Source organism: Amycolatopsis sp. NPDC021455 (assembly GCF_040640995.1).
In the GTDB taxonomy this organism is placed as follows: Bacteria; Actinomycetota; Actinomycetes; order Mycobacteriales; family Pseudonocardiaceae; genus Amycolatopsis.
On record NZ_JBFACT010000019.1, the window covers coordinates 92,363 to 112,074 of the forward strand.

Consider the following 19,712-nt stretch of genomic DNA (forward strand, 5'->3'; position numbering starts at 1 on the left):
TCGGTGGGTCGGCCTACTCTGGTCGACGTGGCTTTCGCAACCGAACACCCCGTGCTCGCCCAGTCCGACTTCCGCCCGGTCTCGGAGATCCCCCGGACCGGCGGCCGCTTCGAGGTGGTCAGTGACTACCAGCCCGCCGGTGACCAGCCGGCGGCCATCGACGAGCTCGAACGCCGGATCAAGGCGGGCGAGAAGGACGTCGTGCTGCTGGGCGCCACCGGGACAGGCAAGTCGGCGACGACGGCGTGGCTGATCGAGCGCGTCCAGCGGCCGACGCTGGTGATGGCGCCGAACAAGACGCTGGCCGCGCAGCTGGCCAACGAGCTGCGCGAGCTGTTCCCGCACAACGCGGTCGAATACTTCGTCAGCTACTACGACTACTACCAGCCCGAGGCGTACATCGCGCAGACCGACACCTACATCGAGAAGGACTCGTCGATCAACGACGACGTCGAGCGACTGCGGCACTCCGCGACGATGAACCTGCTCTCGCGGCGGGACGTCATCGTGGTCGCCAGTGTCTCGTGCATCTACGGCCTGGGCACGCCGCAGTCCTACCTCGACCGGTCGTCGAAGCTCGAGGTCGGCATGCAGCTGGACCGGGACGTGTTCCTGCGGGCGCTCGTCGACGTCCAGTACACGCGCAACGACATCGCGTTCGCGCGCGGCACGTTCCGCGCCCGGGGCGACACGGTCGAGATCATCCCGGCGTACGAGGAGCTGGCCATCCGCGTCGAGTTCTTCGGCGACGAGGTCGAGAAGCTCTACTACCTGCACCCGCTCACCGGGGACATCGTCAAGGAGGTCGACGAGGTCCGGATCTTCCCGGCGACGCACTACGTCGCCGGCCCGGAGCGGATGGAAAAGGCGATCCAGGGCATCGAGAAGGAGCTCGAAGAACGGCTGGCCGAGCTGGAGAAGCAGGGCAAGCTGCTGGAAGCGCAGCGGCTGCGGATGCGCACGGCCTACGACATCGAGATGATGCGCCAGGTCGGCTTCTGCTCCGGCATCGAGAACTACTCGCGGCACATCGACGGCCGCGGCCCCGGTTCGGCGCCGGCGACGCTGATCGACTACTTCCCGGACGACTTCCTGCTGGTGATCGACGAGTCGCACCAGACGGTCCCGCAGATCGGCGGCATGTACGAAGGCGACATGTCGCGGAAGCGGAACCTGGTCGAGTACGGCTTCCGCCTGCCGAGCGCGGTCGACAACCGGCCGCTGACCTGGGAGGAGTTCTCCGACCGGATCGGGCAGACCGTCTACCTCTCGGCCACACCGGGGCCGTACGAGATGGGCCAGGCCGGCGGCGAGTTCGTCGAGCAGGTGATCCGGCCGACCGGCCTGGTCGACCCGAAGGTGGTCGTGAAGCCGACCGAGGGCCAGATCGACGACCTGGTGCACGAGATCCGCGAGCGCGCGGACAAGGACGAGCGCGTCCTGGTCACCACGCTGACGAAGAAGATGGCCGAGGACCTGACCGACTACCTGCTGGAGCTGGGCATCCGGGTGCGGTACCTGCACTCGGAGGTCGACACGCTGCGCCGGGTCGAGCTGCTGAGGCAGCTGCGGGCGGGCGACTTCGACGTCCTGGTCGGCATCAACCTGCTGCGCGAGGGCCTCGACCTGCCGGAGGTGTCGCTCGTGGCGATCCTCGACGCGGACAAGGAGGGCTTCCTCCGGAGCGGGACGTCGCTGATCCAGACGATCGGCCGCGCGGCGCGCAACGTGTCCGGCGAAGTGCACATGTACGCGGACAAGATCACCGAGTCGATGCAGCACGCGATCGACGAAACGGACCGGCGCCGCGAGAAGCAGGTCGCCTACAACAAGGAACGCGGCGTCGACCCGCAGCCGCTGCGGAAGAAGATCGCCGACATCCTCGACCGCGTGTACAGCGAGGCCGAAGACACCGAGCAGGTCTCGGTGGGCGGCTCGGGCCGCAACGCCTCCCGGGGCAAGAAGCCCGAGCAGGGCGACCGGGTGCGCAGCTCCGGGATGCTCGTCGACAAGAACGTCTCGGCCATGCCGCGGGCCCAGCTCGCGGACCTGATCCAGCAGATGACGGACCAGATGATGCAGGCGGCGCGCGACCTGCAGTTCGAACTGGCGGCCCGGCTGCGCGACGAGATCTCGGACCTGAAGAAGGAGCTGAGGGGGATGGACGCCGCCGGCATCAAGTGACTGGACTACTGCATCGACTGAACTACGCCGGGGCCGGCGCGTTCTCGTCCGGTTGCAGCATGCCGAAGATGTTGCCTTCGGTGTCCTTGCAGTAGGCCAGCCACCCGACGCCCGGCACCGGGCTCTTCGGCAGGGCCAGCGTCCCGCCGGCGCGGTTGACCTCGCCGAGGGTGTGGTCGAGGTCGGCGACGCCGATCGTGTTGACGAAGCCGTGGACCGGGGCGGACGCCTCCGGGGCGGGGCCCTGGCGGGGGACGAGCCCGCCGTCGATGCCGTCGCCTTCGCCGGTCGTGATCACCCAGTAGGGGACGTTGCCGCCCCAGCGTTCGAACTTCCAGCCGAACACTTTCGTGTAGAACGCCACCGCTCGTTCGGGGTCACCCGCGTGGATCTCGAAGTGGACGGGACGAGGCATGCAGGCCTCCTCGGGCCGGGCCGTCAGGTGTGGCGAGACTACGCCTGACAGCCCGGCTCCGGGAGATCACGGAAGTGTTCAAAGCGGAGTGTCACAGCCGCGTGTCACAGCCGCGTGTCACAGTGGAGTGTCACAGCGGCGGGCGCGCCGAAAGGGTGAGGTCAGCGTCGAAGTCCGGGAACCCGCCCGGGGCGCTGCGGGCAGCCAACGACGAGGCCGGTGGCAGGCCGGCCCAGCGCCGGACCGTCGCCGTGGCCGCCGCCGCGTCGGCCGGAGGCAGCTGGGCGATCTTCGACCCGTGGTTGCCGCCCGGCACGTAGTAGCGGTACGAGTCACGGCTGCCCCGGCCGAGTTCGAACGGCTCGGCGCCCCACGGGTCGTTCGAGCCGTACACGAACAGCAGCCGCGTGCCGCGGGACTTCACCCAGAAGTCGATGTCCGGCATCGCCAGGTAGTCGAAGGGCGGGATCCGGATCGAGCTCGGCACGAACGTCTTCGGCTGGTCGGCGCCCGGGTAGCGCAGCAGGTCGCGGAGGTAGCCGTCGTACGCCTCGGGCGAGCCGAGCTGGGCCGCGGCCTGGTAGTAGTACGGGATGAAGGGCGCGAGGTCCTGGTCGGAGTAGGTGTTGAGGCTTTCCACCTTCTCGTACCAGGCGTAGACGTCCGCCGCCGGCGCGCCGGGCGCGGGCACCGTCGCGCAGTCCGCCTGCTTCTGGTACTGCCAGAAGGCGAAATACGAGTCGATCACCGAGATTTCGAGCGACTTGTCCGCCGAGCCCACGATCGAGAACGTCAGCCCGCGCTGCGCCGCGTCCGCCGCCGCGATCGCGCCCAGCTCGTCACGCCGCTTCAGCGCGTCGCGCTGGATGGCCTTCAGCGCGGCCCGGCACGCCGGGTCGTCGCCGACCCGGGACAGGAACCGGTTGTAGACGTCGACCGGGTCGATGACGTCGTTGGGCGCGACGTACGGGATGGTCGCGTCGACGTCGTCGGGGAAGAAGCGCCGGAAGTACGTCGCGGTCATGCCGCCCTTGCTGCCGCCCGTGGCCAGCCACTTGCCCGGGTAGATCGCCTTGAACGCCTGCACCGCGCGGTGCTCGTCCGCGGCGGCCTGCCAGATCGTCAGCTGCTTCGCCCAGTTCTCCGGCTCCGGCCGCGAAGGCGTGAAGTAGCGGTACTCCATCGACAGCTGGTTGCCGTCGACGATCTGCGTCGGCTCGGACCGGTTCGGCGAGCCGCTGACGTTGTAGCCGCTGGTGTAGGCGACCGTCGGGGCGGCGAAGTCGCGGTGCAGCAGGGTGAACCGCTGCTGGAACGTGCCCGCGCCGGGGTGCCGGTGGTCGGCGGGCTGGGTGTAGGTCAGCTTGAAGAACCGGTACCCGGCCGGCGCCGCGTCCTCCGAAACGACCGTCAGCCCGGGGATCTTCTGCAGCTCCGCCTTGATGTCGGGGGCCGCCGCGGCCGCCGGCGCCACCCCGGCCATCGCGAGCAGGACCATGCCTGCGGTGAACAGTCTGCGCATCGAGCACCCTCCCCGGCTCCTGAACCTTCGGTGGGACCTTCACAGAACCGGACGCGGTCGGCAATCGGCTGTCCGGGCGCAGAATCGGTCAGGGACCGACTTTCGGCGGGTGGCGCGGTGCCCGGGCGGCCGACGGCACGGTGCGAGTTGTCCGCGTGATCGGCGCGGGATTACCGTCCGAATCCGAAGGCACCGGCATCGAGCGAGGGGGTCCGCCATGAAGGTTTCCGACTGTCCGGCGACGGAGGTCGAGGTCCGCGTCGACGCCCGGCCGGCCGAGGTCTGGTCCTGGCTGCTGGACGTCGACCTGCCGGCCCGGTTCTCCACCGAGTTCCAGGGCGGCGGCTGGGTCGAGGGCGGCGAACCCGGCCTCGGCGCGCGGTTCCGCGGCCGCAACTCCCACCCGGTCGCCGGGGAGTGGGAGACCGTCTCGACCGTGACCGGGTACGAGCCCGGGCGGCTGTTCGCGTGGGCCGTGATGGACGTGACGAACCCGGCGGCGTCGTGGAAGTTCGAGCTCGTCCCGGACGGCGACGCCACGATCCTGCGCCAGTGGGCCCAGATCGGCCCGGGCCCCTCCAACCTGACGGCGATCATCGGCTCGATGCCCGAGCACGAGGACGAGATCGTCGCGATGCGGCTCGGCGAGCTGCAGGCCAACATGCGGCGGACGGTCGAAGGCATCAAGGCGCTGGCCGAAAGCGGCGTGCGCGTCTAGCGAAGCACTCTGTCCACATAGGACTTGACGGCGGCGAGCGCCGCCGGCGACCGCCACAGGCGCTCGACCTCCGGGTCGTCGGAGTGCCGGTACTCGGCGATCCGCTCGTGGAACGGCTGCCGGATCTGGGCCTTGGTGTGGGCGAACGGCTCGGCGGGCAGGTCGCCGAGCCGCTTCGCGACGGCGAGGGCGCGCTCGAGGACCTCCTCCGGGGCCGCCGGCTCGTCGGCCAGCCCGCGGGCGAGCGCGTCCTCGCCGCCGAAGACCGCGCCCGAGTAGGTGAGGGACGGCAGCGGCGCCGTCCCGTACGCGCAGCGCAGGATCTCCAGCGCGGCCAGCGGGAACGGCACGCCGACGAGCAGCTCGGTGACGCCGATGGTGCCCGGGCCGAGCACCCGGTGGTCGCACGCCGCGGCGAGCACCGCGCCCCCGGCGATGGCGTGCCCGTTCAGCGCCGCGACCACCGGACGCGGGCAGCCGAACACGGCCAGCAACGCGTCCGACAGCAGCGGCAGGAACTCCGAGACGTACGGCGCGCCGCCCTCGTCGATCCGCTTGAGGTCGACGCCCGCGGAGAAGATGCCGCCGGTGCCGGTGAGCACCACCGCGCGGGCCTGCTCGGCGTCTTCCATCCGGAGCACCAGCTCACGGCAGGAATCCGTGTCGAGGGTGTTGCCCTTGCCGTGGTCGATCCGCAGCACGGCGACGTCGTGGTGGCTCTCCAGGATGATCGGCACGCCGCCGACCGTACCTCGACGCCGCGGGCCGGTCAGGTCTTACCGCTCAACCGGACGACGCCGAAGTGCTCACGGCGCGCCAGCTCGGTGATCTCCGCCAGGGTCGGCAGCCGGCCGGCCGGGAACTTCAGGCCGATCTCGCGCCCGGCCCGCCGCATGCCCAGCTCGGTGATGCGGTCCAGATAGGTCCGCGCCACCACCGTCTCGTCTTCGATCAGGACGCCGCGCATCGGCGTCGTCCGGCCGGCGAGCGTCACGTCGACGTCCGCGCCGCCCCGGAAGTTCGCCTTCCACCCCGCGGGCGTCAGCGCGTACAGGCCCTCGGCGTCGCGGTGAGCGGTCACCGGGAAGCGGTAGCGCTGTCCGGTGCGGCGGCCGGTGAAGGCGAGGAGCATGAACTCGCCGACCCGGCGGCCGAGCGGGCTGGGCAGGACCCTGCGCAGCACCACGTTGAGCGTCTTCACCAGCGGCGCGGGCGGCTGGTGCCATTCCACCACGGTGGTCATTTCCGCAGCTTACGCCGGGTGCGGGGGTCAGCTGGTGATGTCTTTTTGAGCGAACCGCCGTCCCGCGTAGAGGAAGAACACCGTCCCGTAGATCACCGCCGAGAGCATGCCGCTCGCCAGGTTGGTCCAGTCGACGTCGGTGGAGATGAGGTCCATCCAGGCGAACGCGTAGTGCGTCGGCAGGTAGTTGCGCAGGCCTTCCAGGGCCGTGATCTGGTCGAGGATCTGGGACAGGATCGCCACCAGCACCGCGCCGCCGACCGCGCCGAGCGGGGCGTCGGTCGACACGCTGAGCGCCAGCGCCAGCCCGGCCACCCAGGCCAGCTGCAGGATGATGTACACAGTGGACAGCGCGATGGCCAGGAGGCTGTCGCCGAAGGACACCGCGTCGCCGGTCGGGCTGATCGCGTCGCCCGCGCCGTACCAGAGCACCCCGACGCCGAGCGACACCAAGGGCAGCAGGACGAGCGCGAACGCCGACAGCAGCCCGGACACGATCGCTTTCTGCCGCAGCACCCGCTGCCGCGGCACCGGCACGGCGAGCAGGTACTTCAGGCTCGACCACGACGCCTCGCTCGCGATCGTGTCGCCGAAGAACAGCGCGACGATCATCGGCAGCAGGAACGTCCCGGACACGAACAGCGCCAGCACGACGAAGTTCGGCGCGGACGCCGTCGCCAGGTCGACGAACCCGCCGCTGCGCCGGTTCGGGTTCGACTGCCCGAGCTGGAACGCGATCACCAGGATGAACGGCAGGATCGCGACGAACCCGAGCAGGAACTGCGTCCGCCGCCGCCGCAGCTGACGGCGCAGCTCGACGCCGAGCCGCAGCGTCCGGCGGGCGCTGTAGCCCTCGACCGCGCCGTCCGGCCCGACCCCGGCGTGTTCGGCCGAAGCGACGTCGCTCAGCTCGTCCAGCGCGTGCGGATCGGTGTGCACACCCTCGCTCACGACTCATCTCCGACCAGTTGCAGGAACGCGTCTTCCAGCCGGCGCCGGGGCCCGGCCTGCTCCACCGCGACGCCGGCGCGGACCAGTGCCGCCACCGCCTCCGCGCGCGGCAGCCCGTCGAGGTTGGCGTGCACGACGTCGCCCTCGACGTCGACGTTCGTGACGCCGCCGACCGCCTTCAGCGCCGCGGCGGCCGCCGCCGCGTCGTCGACCTTGAACGTCGCCTCGCCGCCGGCCGCGGCCAGCTCGCCGACCTCGCCCGCGGCCACCAGCGAGCCGCGGTGCATGACCACGACGTGCGTGCAGGTCTGCTCGACCTCGGCCAGCAGGTGGCTGGACACCACCACGGTGCGGCCGGTCGCGGCGTACCGCTTCAGCACCTCGCGCATCTGGTGGATCTGGGGCGGGTCGAGCCCGTTGGTCGGTTCGTCGAGCACCATGAGCTCCGGCAGGCCGAGCATCGCCTGGGCGATCGCCAGCCGCTGCCGCATGCCCTGGCTGTAGGTCCGGACGCGGCGTTCGACGGCCGTGCCGAGCCCGGCGATCTCCAGCGCCTCCGCGAAGTGCGCCTTCTCCGCCGGACGCCCGGTCGCGGCCCAGTACAGCTCGAGGTTCGCCCGGCCGGACAGGTGCGGCAGGAAGCCGGACCCTTCGACGAACGAGCCGATCCGCGACAGCACCGGCGCGCCCGGGGTGATCTTGTGCCCGAACACGCGGATGCTGCCCGCGGTCGGCGTGATCAGGCCCATCAGCATCCGCAGCGTGGTCGTCTTGCCCGCGCCGTTCGGCCCGAGCAGGCCGAGCACCTGGCCCGGCTCGACGCGGAAGGAGAGGTCCTTCACCGCGACGAAGCCGCCCGCGTACTGCTTGCGCAGCCCTTCGATGACCAGTGGTGTGCCGGCGAGCTCCGGGTCGACGTCGGTGGCCCGGCGGCGGCGCAGCGCCGCGAAGAGCACCACGGCCACGCCGATCGCCAGCGTCACGCCGATGCCGGCCAGCTGCCCGACCGGGGCCGGGGAGCCGACGGACGCGCCGGGCACGATCGGCACGGCCAGCGCGGTGCCGCCGGCCAGCCCGATGCGGAACACCGCGGGCGCGGCCGGGGCGGCGAACGCCTGGTCGGTGGTGCCGACGACCAGCCGCAGCGAGTGCCCGCCCTCGATCGGCCGGACGATGCCGGGCAGCGTCACGGTGACCTCGACCGGCGTGCCGTCGGCGGGCAGCCCGCTCACCCGGAACGGGGCGATCGCATTGGCCGGCAGCACCCGCGAGCCGTCCTGGCCGACGTCGTAGAGCTTCGCGAAGAGGACAGCCTCCGGCTGCGGATGCGCCGGATCGGCGGCGACTTGCAGCCGCACGGTCGACGCGCCGCTGACGACGATCTGGCTGTCCACCGGCGCCGTGGTGAACTGCGCGGCCTGGCCCGGCGGGTCGTTGCTGAACAGCGCGCCGAGGCGCGACGAACTGCTCGCGACGCCGTTGAGCCCGGGGATCCCGCTCACCGCCGCCGGGTTCGCCCCGGCCGGGCGCACGACGGGTTGCGCGGGACCGTTCAGCGCCAGCAGCCGCCGCTGCGTGGCCGGGCCGGTCAGCCCGGGGTAGGCCGGGGCGTTGACCGTGCGGACCGACGGGGTTCCGTTGGCGCGCAAGGTGCCCTGGACGTCGTAGCTGAAGCCGGTGCCGGGATCGCCGCCGCGCACCGCGGTCCACAGGAAGTCGGCGATCTTCGCCCGCAGCTGCGGTCCGGGCTTGCCGCCGTCGTGGCCACCGGTGTACCAGATCGTCTTCACCTTGCCGCCCGCCGCGGTGATCTGGCGGGCGGTGGCGTCGGACTGGTCAAGGCCGAACAGCGTGTCGCTCTCGCCCTGCACCAGCAGCGTCGGCACGGTGATCCGGCTCGTCACGGACGCGGGGGAGACGCGGCGCAGCAGGTCGACGCTCGCCTGGCTCGCCTGGCCGGTGGTGCCCAGCTCGGTGTAGGCGCGGCAGACCGCGGCGGTGAACCGGCCGCACGGGTCGGCCGGACCGCTGCGCGGCCCACCCGCGCCGGGCGGTACCGCCGGGACGGCGGCCGCCGCACCCGCCCCGGTGGCGCCGGTGGAACCCGTGTCGGTCGCCTGCCCGGCCTCCGGCGCTTCGGCGGACGGCGAGCCGCTCGCCGCGGCGCCCGAACCGGCCGAGAAGAAGATGCCCGCCCAGCTCTTCTTGAACACCCCGCCGGGGGCGAACGCGCCGGCGGACGGGGTACCCGGGGCCGTGGACGCCGGGGTCGCCGCGTTCGGGATCAGGCCCTGCGCGAGGTCGTTGTAGGTGATCACCGGGGCGACCGCGTCGACGCGCTTGTCCGTGCCGGCCAGGAGCAGCGACAGCGCGCCGCCGTAGGAGGCACCGGTGACGGCGACCTCGGGGTCGCCCTTGGCGTCGAGCGTGACCTGGTGCTGTGCGACGAGCCGGTCGATCAGGCGGCTCGCGTCGGCGACCTCGCCGCCGGGGTCGTTGAGACCGATCTTGCCGGTGCTCCTGCCGAACCCGCGCGCGGACCACGTCATGACGACGAAGCCCTTCCGCGCGAGCTCGCGGGCGTCGTCGGCGACGCTGTTCTTGTCCCCGCCGAAGCCGTGCGCGAGCAGCACCGCGGGCGCGGGCACGGTCGCGGGGAGGTAGGTCGTCGTGTCGATCTTGACCTGGCCCGCCGAGCCGGGGCCGGCGGGCATGTCGATCAGCGCGTCCTGCGCGGGCACCGGCGGGGCCGCCGCCGGATGCGTGATCCAGAAGACCGCGCCGGCGGCCAGGACCACGACGACGGCGGCGAGCGCGGTGAGGCGGGCTCCGCGGGTGCGCGGGAGCGGGAGTCGGGGCACGAAGTGACCGTATGTGAACTTTCCTGAGAGTGTCCTCACCGGCTCACGGTGATCACACACCTGGGGACCACCTGGTGGACCGAAGTGACCAGAATTACAGGACCAACCCGGTGACGTGCGCGATCCCGGCTGGCGCTCGGGTGGGGGGAACCGGCAAACTGGACCCGCTGTGAGGGGAGTATTCCTTCGCGGCGGTGTCGTCAGCACGGTGGCCCTGCGCCCCCGGCACCGTCGGCCGGTGGTTTCCACCGGCGGAAGAGACCTCCGGTTAGTTGCTCATGCGCACTATCCGGAGGTTCGAGTTCCATGACTGTCCCCCTGTGGCTGTGGATCGCCACGATCGGTGGCCTGCTCGCGCTGATCGCGCTGGACCTGGTCATCGTCGATCGCAAGCCGCACGAAGTGACCACGGGGGAAGCCGCCCGCTGGGTGATCTTCTACATCTCCTGCGCGATCGTCTTCGGCATCGGCGTGTGGATCTTCGCCGGGCACGACCCGGGCGTCGAGTTCTTCACCGGGTACATCACCGAGTACTCGCTGAGCGTCGACAACCTGTTCATCTTCATGATCATCATGGCGTCGTTCAAGGTGCCCGCCATCCACCAGCACCGCGTGCTGCTGGTCGGCATCCTGCTCGCGCTGGCCATGCGCAGCGTCTTCATCGCCATCGGCGCCGCGCTGATCGAGCAGTTCGTCTGGGTCTTCTTCCTCTTCGGCGCGGTGCTCGTCTGGACGGCGGTCAGCATGCTGCGCGGCAAGGGCGAGGAAGAGGAATACCACGAGAACGCCGTCACCCGGCAGGTCCGCAGGATCGCCCCGGTGGCCGACGACTACCACGGCCACGCGTACACGGTGAAGGTCAACGGCAAGCGGATGATCACGCCGATGCTGCTGGTCATCGTGGCCATCGGCTCGGCGGACCTGCTCTTCGCCGTCGACTCGATCCCGGCCATCTTCGGCATCACGCAGGAGGCGTTCCTCGTCTTCACCGCCAACGCGTTCGCCCTGATGGGCCTGCGGCAGCTGTACTTCCTGCTCGGCGGGCTGGTGACGAAGCTGGTCTACCTCACCTACGGCCTCGCGGTGATCCTCGCCTTCATCGGGGCGAAGCTGTTCCTGCACGCGCTGCACGAGTACCACGTCGTGCCGGACTGGCTGGACATCAACAACTGGATCTCCCTCGGCGTGATCGTCGTCGTCCTCGCGGTGACGACGGTGGCCAGCCTGGCCAAGGCCCGGCGCGACGAACGGAAGCAAGTCCCCGCGTAAGTCGTTCGCAGCGCTAAGGAATTCCGGTACGGTCGGGGACGTGCGTCCTGCCGACATCGAAGCCCTCGTCGTCCCCGGCCGTCCCGCCCTGCGCGGGAACCTGCTGCTCACCGCGCTGAAGCGGCCCGACCTGAAGACCGACGCCGCGCACAGCGCGCTGCGGCGCGTGTCGCCCGACGGCGGCGAGACCGCGTGGACGCACGGTCCGCGCGATTCCTCGCCGTCGATCTCCCCGGACGGGCGCTGGGTGGCGTTCCTCCGTGCCGGGGAGGGCAAGGGCGCGGACGGCAGCCCGCAGCTGCACGTCATGCCGTCCGGAGGCGGCGAAGCGCGCCGGTTGACCTCACTGCACCTCGGGATCGGGGAGCCGGTGTGGGCGCCGGACTCGCGGCGGGTCGCCTTCACCGCCCGCGTGCCCGAGGCCGGCCGCTACGGCACCGAAGGCGCCGACGGCGAGACCCGTGAGCCGGCCGCCGAGGCCCCGCGCCGGATCACGCGGCTGGACTACCGGATCGACGACGTCGGGTTCCTGCGGGACCGGCCGCAGCGGCTGTTCGTCCTCGACACGCTCGAGCCGGCCGAGTCCCCGGAGCCGCTGACCGGGGACGGGTTCGACGCGGCCGACCCGGTGTGGACGCCGGACGGCCGCCGCGTGGTCTTCACCGCGCCGCCGGACTGGGACGCCGCCGAAAGCGACTACCGCGACCTCTGCGCGGTCTCCGCCGACGGCGGCGACCCCGAAGTCGTCGTGCGGTGCGAGGGCTACGCGGAGCAGCCGGTGTTCGGCCCCGACGGCACGTTGTTCTACTACGGGCAGTCCTTCGAGGACCACCACGAAGCCGCGCCGACCGGGCTGTACGCGGCGGTGCCCGAGTTCGGCGCCGGCCCGGTGAAGCCGCGGCGGCTCACCGACGCCGAGACGGTGGACTGCGAGCCCGTGGCGGGCCCGCCGGCGCCGCGCGGGGACGACGTGCTCGTGGCCGTCCGCCACCGCGGCGCGGTGGAGCTGCGCGCGGTCCCCGTCGACGCCGCCGACGCCCCGCTGGGCGACCTGCCGGTGGTGTACGCGGACCGGACCGCGGTGCGGTCGTTCGCCCTCGACGGCTCGGTGATCGCGGCGGTGGTCGCTTCCCCCGAGTCCGCGGGGGACGTCGTGCTGCTCGGCGACGGCGACCCGCGGGTGCTCACGGATTACTCGAAGCCGTTGCGGGACAAGGGCATCCGCCCGATGATCGAGCTGGAGACCACCGCCCCGGACGGCTACCCGGTGCACGGCTGGCTGGTGCTGCCCGAGGGCGACGGCCCGCACCCGGTGCTGCGCGTGGTGCACGGCGGCCCGTTCCTCCAGCAGGACTGGGGCCTGTTCGACGAGGCGCAGGTCTACGCGTCGGCGGGGTACGCGGTGGTGCTCGGCAACCCGCGCGGCGCGGCGGGCTACGGGCGCGAGCACGGCCACGCGATCACCCACGGCTTCGGCACGGTCGACGTCGACGACGTCCTGGCGCTGCTGGACAAGGCCCTCGAACGCCCGGACCTGGACGCCTCCCGCGTCGGCGTCATGGGCGGCTCGTACGGCGGCTTCATGACGAGCTGGCTGGCGGCCCACCACGGCGACCGCTTCAAGGCGGCGTGGAGCGAGCGCGCGGTCAACGCGTGGGACTCGATGCTCGGCAGCTCCGACATCGGCTACATGTTCGTCGACGCCTACATCGGCACCGAACCCGAGGTGCTGCGCGACCGCAGCCCGCTCACGTACGCCGCGCAGATCCGCATCCCGTTCGCCGTGGTGCATTCGGAGCAGGACTGGCGCTGCCCGCTTGAGCAGGCGCAGCGGATGTTCGTGGCCCTGCGCCGAGCGGGAGCGGACGCGGAGTTCCTGCTGTTCCCGGGCGAAGGCCACGAGCTGACCCGCTCGGGACGTCCGCGGCACCGCGTCCAGCGCTTCGAAGCGGTCCTGGACTGGTGGGCGCGGCACCTGTGACGCGCGGCTTGGTCTGCTTCGACGTCGACGGCACGCTCGTGCCCGGCACGAGTTCGTGCGCGTGGGTGGCCGCCGCGCTGGGGCACGAAGCCGAACTCGTCGCGGCCGAAGCGGCCTACGCCGCGGGCTCGATGACCAACCAGGAAGCGTCGGTCATCGACGCCCGCGGCTGGGCGGGCCACACCGAGGCGGAGATCGCGGCCCGGCTGGAGACGTTGCCGCTGGTCGGCGGGATCGCCGAGACGGTGGCGTGGTGCCACGACCACGGTCTCCGCCCGGTGCTCACCACGCTGGCGTGGACGCCGGTGGGGCGCGTGCTCGCTCGCCGGTTCGGATTCGCGGCGTACTGCGGGCCGGTGCCGGAGGCCGAGGGCGGGCGCTACACCGGCCGCGTCGCCGAGCACCTGGACGAGTACGGCAAGCGCGACTTCGCGCTTTCGCAAGGCTTCCCGCCGGAGCGGTGTGCCGCGGTCGGCGACAGCCGGTCGGACCTGCCGCTCTTCGCCGCGGTGGGGACGAGCATCGGGTTCAACGCCGCCCCGGCGGCCCGCGCCGTCGCCACCCACGTCGTCGACGGCGACGACCTGCGGGCGATCGTCCCCATCCTCGAAGCTCAGTTGAGCAGCGTGTAGTTCAGCTCTTCACAGACGCGGCCGAGCGGGACGTCCAGGCCCGGGTGGTCGAGCGGCAGCAGCACGTCCGGCGCGATCGGCAGCGCGGCGCCCGCCGGCGGGTCCCACAGGCAGAGGGCCGGGTCGCCGGAGTCCATCGAGGAGCGGTACCAGAGGCCGTCGAGGTCGCTGAACGCGCCGCGGATCGCGCGCGCCCACGCCTGCGTGAGCTTCTTGGGCCCACTGGAAATCTCCTGGGACGCGCCCACCCGCGTCGGCCAGAGGCCCGTCAGGTCGAGCAGGCGCAGCGTGCGCGTCGGGCGGACGACGACCAGCCGGGGACCGCGCGTGCGGCGGTCGACCGTCGAGCTGGTCTGGAAGACCTCGGCGACCGAGGTGCGCACCGTGAGGCCGAAGTAGAGCACCCCGTTCGCGGGGTCGGTGACCGGCACGCCGCCGCGGCCGGGCGACTGCTGGTCGAACCGGCCGTGGGGGAGCGGGCCGGTGTAGCGGAACGAGTTCCACTGCTGGGGGTGGTTGCCGTGCGCGGTGAAGATCCGCACCAGCCTGGTCGTGGGCTGGACCGTCACCACGTCATGGGCACGGTTCAGCTGCCGGACCAGGACGGATCGGGCGGGCGGCAACGGGAGCCGGGCCATGCGTCGGGGGTAGTCCGTCCTTGTCGGAGATCTTGCTCGGGGTGGTCCAGCCTAGAGCGGTGTGCCGAGCGTGGCGATAAGGCGGGCGACGTGGTCCGGGTCACCCCCGGAAAGCAGCCATTGGCGAGGCGTCGCCGGGTGGTCGTTGATCAGCAGGTCCGGTTGCGGGGTGCTCATGAAGGCGGCGACGACGAGCGCGGGCTGGTCTTCGGGCAGCGCCCTGAGCACGACCTCGAGGCCGGGCAGCACGCCCGAGCCGGCGAACTGCCACGCCGGGAGCCGCCAGCCGCCGTCCTTCCAGCCGGTCAGCCTGCCTTCCTTGAGGCGGTGCCGGATCCGGCTGTCGTCGACGCCGAGGGTCTTGGCCGCCTCGTTGACGCTGAGCGCGCCTTCGGCGAGCACCGCGTGGGCGGCCACGGTGCGGGCCCGGAAGTCGGGTTCGTCCTCGCGGCGCGGCGACAGGTCCAGGCCGACGTCGGTGAGCGCGGCCCGCTGGTCGGCGGAGAAGTAGTGCGAGGGATCCGGATTCGGTGGGGACAGTCTGCGCGCCGCGTCTTCGACGAGCGTGAGGAACTCGTGCGCGTCGACCTTCAGGCCCGCCTTGGCGAGGATGTTCTCCAGCGCTACAGACATGTGGCTCAGGTTAACCCGAAACAACGCGCCTGTGCGGGTTCGTGCGGTTTCTTGCCCTGTCTGTGCGTGAATTCACCACAGATCGACACTTTGGGCACATCAATCAACACGTTGAGTAGGCAACTTCCGGTCAGTTTCCCCGGATCGGCGGCGGTTGTCCAGACCCTCCGCGGCTTGACACCACGGCGCGGCACACCTACGTTCCGGGGAGAAAACGATTTCCGCTCCGTGCTCACAGGATCCGGCCGACGCGCCGGTCATGGGGGACACAGGGGGTGGGGCGTGCCTGGGGGGCCCGGCACGAGCCGGCCCCCCCGGGCACGTCGCTCCGACCCTCTGAGTGCGCGAGCCGACCCTCTGAGTGCGCGAGCCGACCCTCCGGCGTCAGCGGCGGGAGCTTTTCCGCTCGATCAGCCGGGCTTCGAGGGTCGTGGTGGTCGCGTCGCGGCTGCTGTCGGTGATGCGGGCCAGCAGGAGCTGCGCCGCCACGCGGCCGACCTCGTAGGCCGGCTGCGCGACCACGGTGAGCGGCGGATCGATCAACGTCGTCCAGGGCGCGTCGTCGAACGAGACGATGCCGACGTCCCGTCCCGGACGCAGGCCACGCGACGACAGCGCCTCCAGCACGCCGATCGCCATCGTGCTGTTCGCGACGAGCAGGGCGTCCGGCGGCGACGGCTCGTCGAGCAGTTCCAGCGCGGCCAGCCGGGCTCCTTCGGCGCGGTACTCCGCCCGCCGCGACAGGACGTTCGCTTCGCCGACGACGTCGGCGTAACCGGCCAGGCGGTCGTCGGCGGTGCGGACGCCGGCGGGGCCGGTCAGGCAGCCGACGCGCCGGTAGCCGCCGGCGAGCAGGTGCCGCGTGGCCTCCGCGGCGGCGTGCCGCGTGTCGACCAGCACCTGGTCGCCCGCCGCGGCGGGCAGCGGCCGGTCGACCGCGACCAGGGGAGTGCCCTGGCGGCGCAGGCCTTCGACGTTCGTCGACCGGCCGGTGGGCGACAGCACCACCCCGGCGACCCGTTCCTGCAGCGCGACCTCGATGTAGCGCCGCTCCTTGTCCTCGTTCTCGTCGGAGTTGCAGAGCACCACCGAGTACCCGGACCGCTGCGCGAGGTCTTCGACGCCGCGCGCGATCGCGGTGAAGAAGGGGTTCTCGACGTCGGAGATGATGAGCGCGAGCACGGCCGTCTCCTGCCGGCGCAGGTTCCGGGCCAACCCGTTCGGGTGATACCCGAGCTCGGTGGCCGCCTCCTGGACCCGCGCGGCCAGCGCGGGGTCCACAGTGGACTTGCCGTTGAGCGCGCGCGACACGGTCGCCGTGGAGACACCGGCTCGCGCCGCGACGTCGCTGATGGTGGCCACACGCCCTCCCTGATCACTCGTCGAGGGGAGAATAGCGCTCTTGGTAGTCGTTTACTGTCCGCTTACCTTAACGGGCGAAGAGCCACTTCCGGTTGTCCGTGCGGGTTACGCCGAACGGAGCCGGTCACGTGCTGTTGCGTCCACAGTGGAGGGTCGGCGGAAGTAGGCGCGGGGCGTCAGGCCGGTGAGGGCCCGGCAGTCCCGGCTGAGGTGAGCCTGGTCGGCATACCCCGCGGCGGCGGCCAGCCCGGCCAGGGTGGGAAGGTGCGGCGCCAGCGCGACGGCGCGCTGGAACCGGCTGACCCGGAGGTAGGTGGCGGGGCCATAGCCGACGGCCTGGACGAACCGCCGCCGCAGCCGCCGTTCACCGACCGCGAGGGGATCCTCGACGCGAGTGGCCGCGGCCGCCGCCCGGCGCGCGGCGGACTGAGCGAGTGCGGCGGTGATATCCGCCGCGCTTGCACCGGACCCGCCGAGTGCGACGGCCATGGCGGCCGGGTCGAGCTGGGCGGCTTGGATCAGTGCGGCGGTAGCTCGTGCTGTTTCCGGATTGGCGGGGCTGAGCGCGGCGTTCGGGTCGAGCTGAGTGGCTTGGATCAGTGCGGCGGCGATCTCCGCCGCGCTCGCGCCGGGCCGGCCGAGTGCGGCGGCCATGGCGGCCGGGTCGAGCTGGGTGGCTTGGATCAGTGCAGCGGCGATATCTGCCGCGCTTGCACCGGACCCGCCGAGTGCGGCGGCAGCCTCCCCATCGGCCCGAGCCCCAGCCAACCCCGCCACCGCTTCGCCGACCCGAGCCGCCCCCGCGTCCAGCCGGTCGATCAGTGCCGCCACCGCCGGGTCGGGTGGCGGTGCCTCCCGTAGCCTCGCCGCAACCGCTTGCGCCGGCGACAGCTCACCCGTCAGCAGCCGCTCGGCGAACACCTCTCCCCACAGCTCGCCCACCGGCACCCGGCGGTCGCGCAGCTCGTCGGCGGCGACCCCGAGCACCGCCGCCGCGCGGCCCGGGATGAACCGCACTCCCGTCAGCACCGCTCCCGGCCGCGTCACCGATGACCACGCCGCCGTGTCCGGGCCCGCCACGAACACCTCGCCGTCCCCGGCGACCAGGTCCACGCAGCCGTCGGGGACGATCCGCTTCGGTTCCGCCGAAGCCGATCGCCACACGCACCGCGCCACGCCCCGCAACGGCCCTGGCGGCGCCGCCTCCTCGTACACACCCCGATCATGCCCCGGGGGACCGACAAAACCGGCCGAGCCCCCCGTTTGGGTGAATGTGCGACTTCTTGCGAAGACCGGCTAACGCGGAGTTAGGTCACGGCGAGATATAGGTCGACGCACTCGGCGGAAGTGCGCGCGACGAGAGAAGACCTCTCCATGGGTGTTCCCACCGTGATCAGGCCCGCTGCGAAGGACCAGCGCGACCGCGCCGCCCGGGCCCGGTCGGCCGGAAGCGTCGTCGTCGTCCTCGGGGTGCTCGCCGCGGCCTTCGCGGTCACGTCGTCCATCGTGCCCAAGTCCACCCGCGGGCCGGCCAAGGAACAGCCCGTGGCCGCGCCGGTGGTCCCGGCCGCGGCCCGCGAGGTCAGCCACACCGTCGTCTACGAACTGCTGGGCGAGAACGGCGCCCGCAACGTCACCTACGCCGGCGCGGGTTCGGCCCTGAGCCAGCGCTCCGAGGTGACGACGCCGTGGTCGGCGTCGTTCAGCGAGTCCGTCCCGGCCGGCCGCACGCCGTTCCGCAGCATCGCCGCCCGGAACCCCGGCCCCGGCGAGCTGCGCTGCCGGATCGTCGTCGACGACGTCGTGGTCGCCGAGAAGGCCGTGGCAGACGAGTCCTTCGTGAGCTGCGCCGTCTGAGTCTGCGGCAGGATCGGCGGCGTGAACGACGCCGCGATCACCTTCGGGCCCGCCTTGGTGGCGGTGCTCATCCTGCTCGCCGTCTTGGGTGCCGCCGTCGTCCAGGTGGGCGGGCTCGGGCCGGGACGAGCCGTGCTGATCGCCGCCGTCCGCGCGGTCGCCCAGCTGGCCGTCGTGTCGCTCGTGATCGTCGCCGTCCTGCGCTCGGCACCCCTGACCGGCCTGTTCGTGCTGGTGATGTTCGGCATCGCCGCGGTGACGTCGGCGCGGCGCGTCGGCACCCGCAGGAACCTGCCGTGGACGGCGCTGGCCATCGCCGCCGGCGTGGTGCCCGTGCTCGCGCTGGTCCTCGGCGCCGGCGTGGTCCCGCCGCGGCCGATCGCCGTCGTGCCGATCGCCGGCATCGTGATCGGCGGCGCCATGACCGCGACGTCGCAGGCCGCCCGCCGCGCCCTCGACGAGCTCAAGTCCCGCCACGGCGAGTACGAAGCCGCGCTGGCGCTGGGGTTCCTGCCGCGCCCCGCCGCGCTGGAGATCTGCCGCCCGTCGGCCGGGCACGCGCTGATCCCGGCGCTGGACCAGACCCGCACGGTCGGCCTGGTGACGCTCCCGGGCGCGTACGTCGGCGTGCTGCTGGGCGGCGCCGGCCCGGTGCAGGCCGGGATGACGCAGGTGCTCGTGCTGATCGGGCTGCTGGCCGCGGAAGCCGTCTCGATCCTGGTGGCCGTGCAGTTCGTCGCGGCCGGGAAGCTCAGCCGAGCGGCGTAGCCAGGTGCGCGGTGTCGTTGAAGCGCCGCACGATCCAGCGGTCGCCGTGCAGCACCAGGTGCGAGATCGAGCCGTTGTCGGCACCGAGGAACGCGAACCGCTCCACCGCGCGGGTGGCCTGCGCGAACACCTCGCCGATCACGCCGCCGTGGGTGAACACGGCGACGCGCTGGTCGGGGTGCGCGGCCGCGATGCGGGTCAGCGCGCCGCGCAGCCGGGCGCCGAACCGCTCGTCGGACTCCGCGCCCGGGATGACGTCCCAGCGCTGCTCGGTCCACAGCCGGTCGACGATCGGGTGGCCGTCGGTCGTGTACTTCCGGAACAGGCCGTTCTCCCAGTCGCCGAGGTGGATCTCGCGCAGGTCGGGCTCGACGACCGGGGTCAGGCCGAGCTTCTCCGCCAGCGGCGCGGCGGTCTGCACCGTGCGGCGCAGCGTCGTCACGTAGATCGCGTCGATCCGTTCCCCGGCGAGCCGGGCGCCGACGCGCTGGGCGTGGTCACGGCCCTCCGGTGCGAGGTCCGGGTCGGCCTGGCCGTCGACGAGGTCGAACGGGGCGTCGCCGCGGGCCGGAGCCGACTCGCCGTGCCGGACCAGGAAGATCTCCGTCGAGCCCGGGGGCGGGCTGAAGCGGAATTGGCGGTACTCGATCTCCTGCTCGGGCGTGCTCATGACCCGAC

The 19,712-nt window shown here is 72.1% G+C and carries 18 protein-coding genes; 7 read left to right on the plus strand and 11 right to left on the minus strand.

Annotation, left to right across the window (positions count from 1 at the left end):
- Positions 1 to 27 precede the first annotated feature (27 nt).
- On the plus strand, positions 28 to 2,184 hold the full coding sequence (gene uvrB / locus AB0G28_RS22465; protein WP_361091958.1) for an excinuclease ABC subunit UvrB: 2,157 nt from the start codon (positions 28 to 30) through the stop codon (positions 2,182 to 2,184).
- A gap of 22 nt (positions 2,185 to 2,206) precedes the next feature.
- On the opposite strand, the gene AB0G28_RS22470 is transcribed toward uvrB, so the two are convergent.
- The gene (locus tag AB0G28_RS22470) at positions 2,207 to 2,599 is read right to left on the minus strand and encodes a VOC family protein (protein ID WP_361091961.1); all 393 of its coding nucleotides are present in this window, start codon (positions 2,597 to 2,599) and stop codon (positions 2,207 to 2,209) included.
- A gap of 130 nt (positions 2,600 to 2,729) precedes the next feature.
- Positions 2,730 to 4,121, minus strand: coding sequence for a S28 family serine protease (locus tag AB0G28_RS22475; protein ID WP_361091964.1), 1,392 nt, complete (start codon positions 4,119 to 4,121; stop codon positions 2,730 to 2,732).
- 217 nt (positions 4,122 to 4,338) lie between these two features.
- On the opposite strand from AB0G28_RS22475, the gene AB0G28_RS22480 reads away from it, so the two are divergent.
- A complete protein-coding gene (locus AB0G28_RS22480; RefSeq protein WP_361091967.1) occupies positions 4,339 to 4,839 on the plus strand; it encodes an SRPBCC family protein in 501 nt (166 codons plus the stop codon).
- Here AB0G28_RS22480 and AB0G28_RS22485 read toward each other — a convergent pair.
- Genes AB0G28_RS22485 through AB0G28_RS22500 form a run of 4 tightly spaced genes read right to left on the minus strand, consistent with a single transcriptional unit; the run spans position 4,836 to position 9,894 of the window.
- Positions 4,836 to 5,576 (minus strand): enoyl-CoA hydratase/isomerase family protein, encoded by a 741-nt coding sequence (locus AB0G28_RS22485; RefSeq protein WP_361091970.1) that lies wholly within the window; start codon positions 5,574 to 5,576, stop codon positions 4,836 to 4,838. The genes AB0G28_RS22480 and AB0G28_RS22485 overlap by 4 nt on opposite strands.
- A 32-nt stretch (positions 5,577 to 5,608) precedes the next feature.
- Complete coding sequence (locus AB0G28_RS22490; RefSeq protein ID WP_361091973.1) at positions 5,609 to 6,082, minus strand: hypothetical protein; 474 nt, start codon at positions 6,080 to 6,082, stop codon at positions 5,609 to 5,611.
- 27 nt (positions 6,083 to 6,109) lie between these two features.
- On the minus strand, positions 6,110 to 7,033 hold the full coding sequence (locus AB0G28_RS22495; RefSeq protein ID WP_361091976.1) for an ABC transporter permease subunit: 924 nt from the start codon (positions 7,031 to 7,033) through the stop codon (positions 6,110 to 6,112).
- A complete protein-coding gene (locus AB0G28_RS22500; protein ID WP_361091979.1) occupies positions 7,030 to 9,894 on the minus strand; it encodes an alpha/beta fold hydrolase in 2,865 nt (954 codons plus the stop codon). Before AB0G28_RS22500 ends, AB0G28_RS22495 begins: the two co-directional genes overlap by 4 nt.
- Positions 9,895 to 10,200: 306 nt before the next feature.
- On the opposite strand from AB0G28_RS22500, the gene AB0G28_RS22505 reads away from it, so the two are divergent.
- The 3 genes from AB0G28_RS22505 to AB0G28_RS22515 are packed head-to-tail and all read left to right on the plus strand — an operon-like array spanning position 10,201 to position 13,776.
- Positions 10,201 to 11,163 (plus strand): TerC family protein, encoded by a 963-nt coding sequence (locus tag AB0G28_RS22505; RefSeq protein ID WP_361091982.1) that lies wholly within the window; start codon positions 10,201 to 10,203, stop codon positions 11,161 to 11,163.
- 40 nt (positions 11,164 to 11,203) lie between these two features.
- A complete protein-coding gene (locus AB0G28_RS22510; protein ID WP_361091984.1) occupies positions 11,204 to 13,144 on the plus strand; it encodes a S9 family peptidase in 1,941 nt (646 codons plus the stop codon).
- A complete protein-coding gene (locus AB0G28_RS22515; protein WP_361091987.1) occupies positions 13,126 to 13,776 on the plus strand; it encodes an HAD-IB family phosphatase in 651 nt (216 codons plus the stop codon). Before AB0G28_RS22510 ends, AB0G28_RS22515 begins: the two co-directional genes overlap by 19 nt.
- Here the strand turns inward: AB0G28_RS22515 and AB0G28_RS22520 are convergent.
- The 4 genes from AB0G28_RS22520 to AB0G28_RS22535 form a co-directional block, all read right to left on the minus strand.
- On the minus strand, positions 13,758 to 14,414 hold the full coding sequence (locus AB0G28_RS22520) for an RES family NAD+ phosphorylase (RefSeq protein WP_361091990.1): 657 nt from the start codon (positions 14,412 to 14,414) through the stop codon (positions 13,758 to 13,760). The genes AB0G28_RS22515 and AB0G28_RS22520 overlap by 19 nt on opposite strands.
- Positions 14,415 to 14,465: 51 nt before the next feature.
- Positions 14,466 to 15,047, minus strand: a complete 582-nt coding sequence (locus AB0G28_RS22525) for a DNA-binding protein (protein WP_361091993.1) — start codon at positions 15,045 to 15,047, stop codon at positions 14,466 to 14,468.
- Positions 15,048 to 15,431: 384 nt separating this feature from the next.
- Positions 15,432 to 16,409: a LacI family DNA-binding transcriptional regulator gene (locus tag AB0G28_RS22530; RefSeq protein ID WP_361091996.1), complete on the minus strand. Its 978-nt coding sequence runs from the start codon at positions 16,407 to 16,409 to the stop codon at positions 15,432 to 15,434.
- A 105-nt stretch (positions 16,410 to 16,514) separates the two neighbouring features.
- A complete protein-coding gene (locus AB0G28_RS22535) occupies positions 16,515 to 17,624 on the minus strand; it encodes a helix-turn-helix domain-containing protein (protein ID WP_361091999.1) in 1,110 nt (369 codons plus the stop codon).
- A gap of 174 nt (positions 17,625 to 17,798) precedes the next feature.
- Between AB0G28_RS22535 and AB0G28_RS22540 the strand changes: the two genes are divergently transcribed.
- Positions 17,799 to 18,266, plus strand: a complete 468-nt coding sequence (locus tag AB0G28_RS22540; protein ID WP_361092002.1) for an MmpS family transport accessory protein — start codon at positions 17,799 to 17,801, stop codon at positions 18,264 to 18,266.
- Between the two features lie 21 nt (positions 18,267 to 18,287).
- On the plus strand, positions 18,288 to 19,034 hold the full coding sequence (locus AB0G28_RS22545; protein ID WP_361092005.1) for an ABC transporter permease: 747 nt from the start codon (positions 18,288 to 18,290) through the stop codon (positions 19,032 to 19,034).
- On the opposite strand, the gene AB0G28_RS22550 is transcribed toward AB0G28_RS22545, so the two are convergent.
- Positions 19,018 to 19,704: a histidine phosphatase family protein gene (locus AB0G28_RS22550; protein WP_361092008.1), complete on the minus strand. Its 687-nt coding sequence runs from the start codon at positions 19,702 to 19,704 to the stop codon at positions 19,018 to 19,020. The genes AB0G28_RS22545 and AB0G28_RS22550 overlap by 17 nt on opposite strands.
- Positions 19,705 to 19,712 lie beyond the last annotated feature (8 nt).

Coding starts and splice junctions, on each gene's coding strand:
- AB0G28_RS22470 (WP_361091961.1), bottom strand. CDS start 2,599: ATGCCTCGTCCCGTCCACTTCGAGATCCACGCGGGTGACCCCGAACGA.
- AB0G28_RS22550 (WP_361092008.1), bottom strand. CDS start 19,704: ATGAGCACGCCCGAGCAGGAGATCGAGTACCGCCAATTCCGCTTCAGC.
- AB0G28_RS22520 (WP_361091990.1), bottom strand. CDS start 14,414: ATGGCCCGGCTCCCGTTGCCGCCCGCCCGATCCGTCCTGGTCCGGCAG.
- AB0G28_RS22505 (WP_361091982.1), top strand. CDS start 10,201: ATGACTGTCCCCCTGTGGCTGTGGATCGCCACGATCGGTGGCCTGCTC.
- AB0G28_RS22480 (WP_361091967.1), top strand. CDS start 4,339: ATGAAGGTTTCCGACTGTCCGGCGACGGAGGTCGAGGTCCGCGTCGAC.
- AB0G28_RS22525 (WP_361091993.1), bottom strand. CDS start 15,047: ATGTCTGTAGCGCTGGAGAACATCCTCGCCAAGGCGGGCCTGAAGGTC.
- AB0G28_RS22475 (WP_361091964.1), bottom strand. CDS start 4,121: ATGCGCAGACTGTTCACCGCAGGCATGGTCCTGCTCGCGATGGCCGGG.
- AB0G28_RS22490 (WP_361091973.1), bottom strand. CDS start 6,082: ATGACCACCGTGGTGGAATGGCACCAGCCGCCCGCGCCGCTGGTGAAG.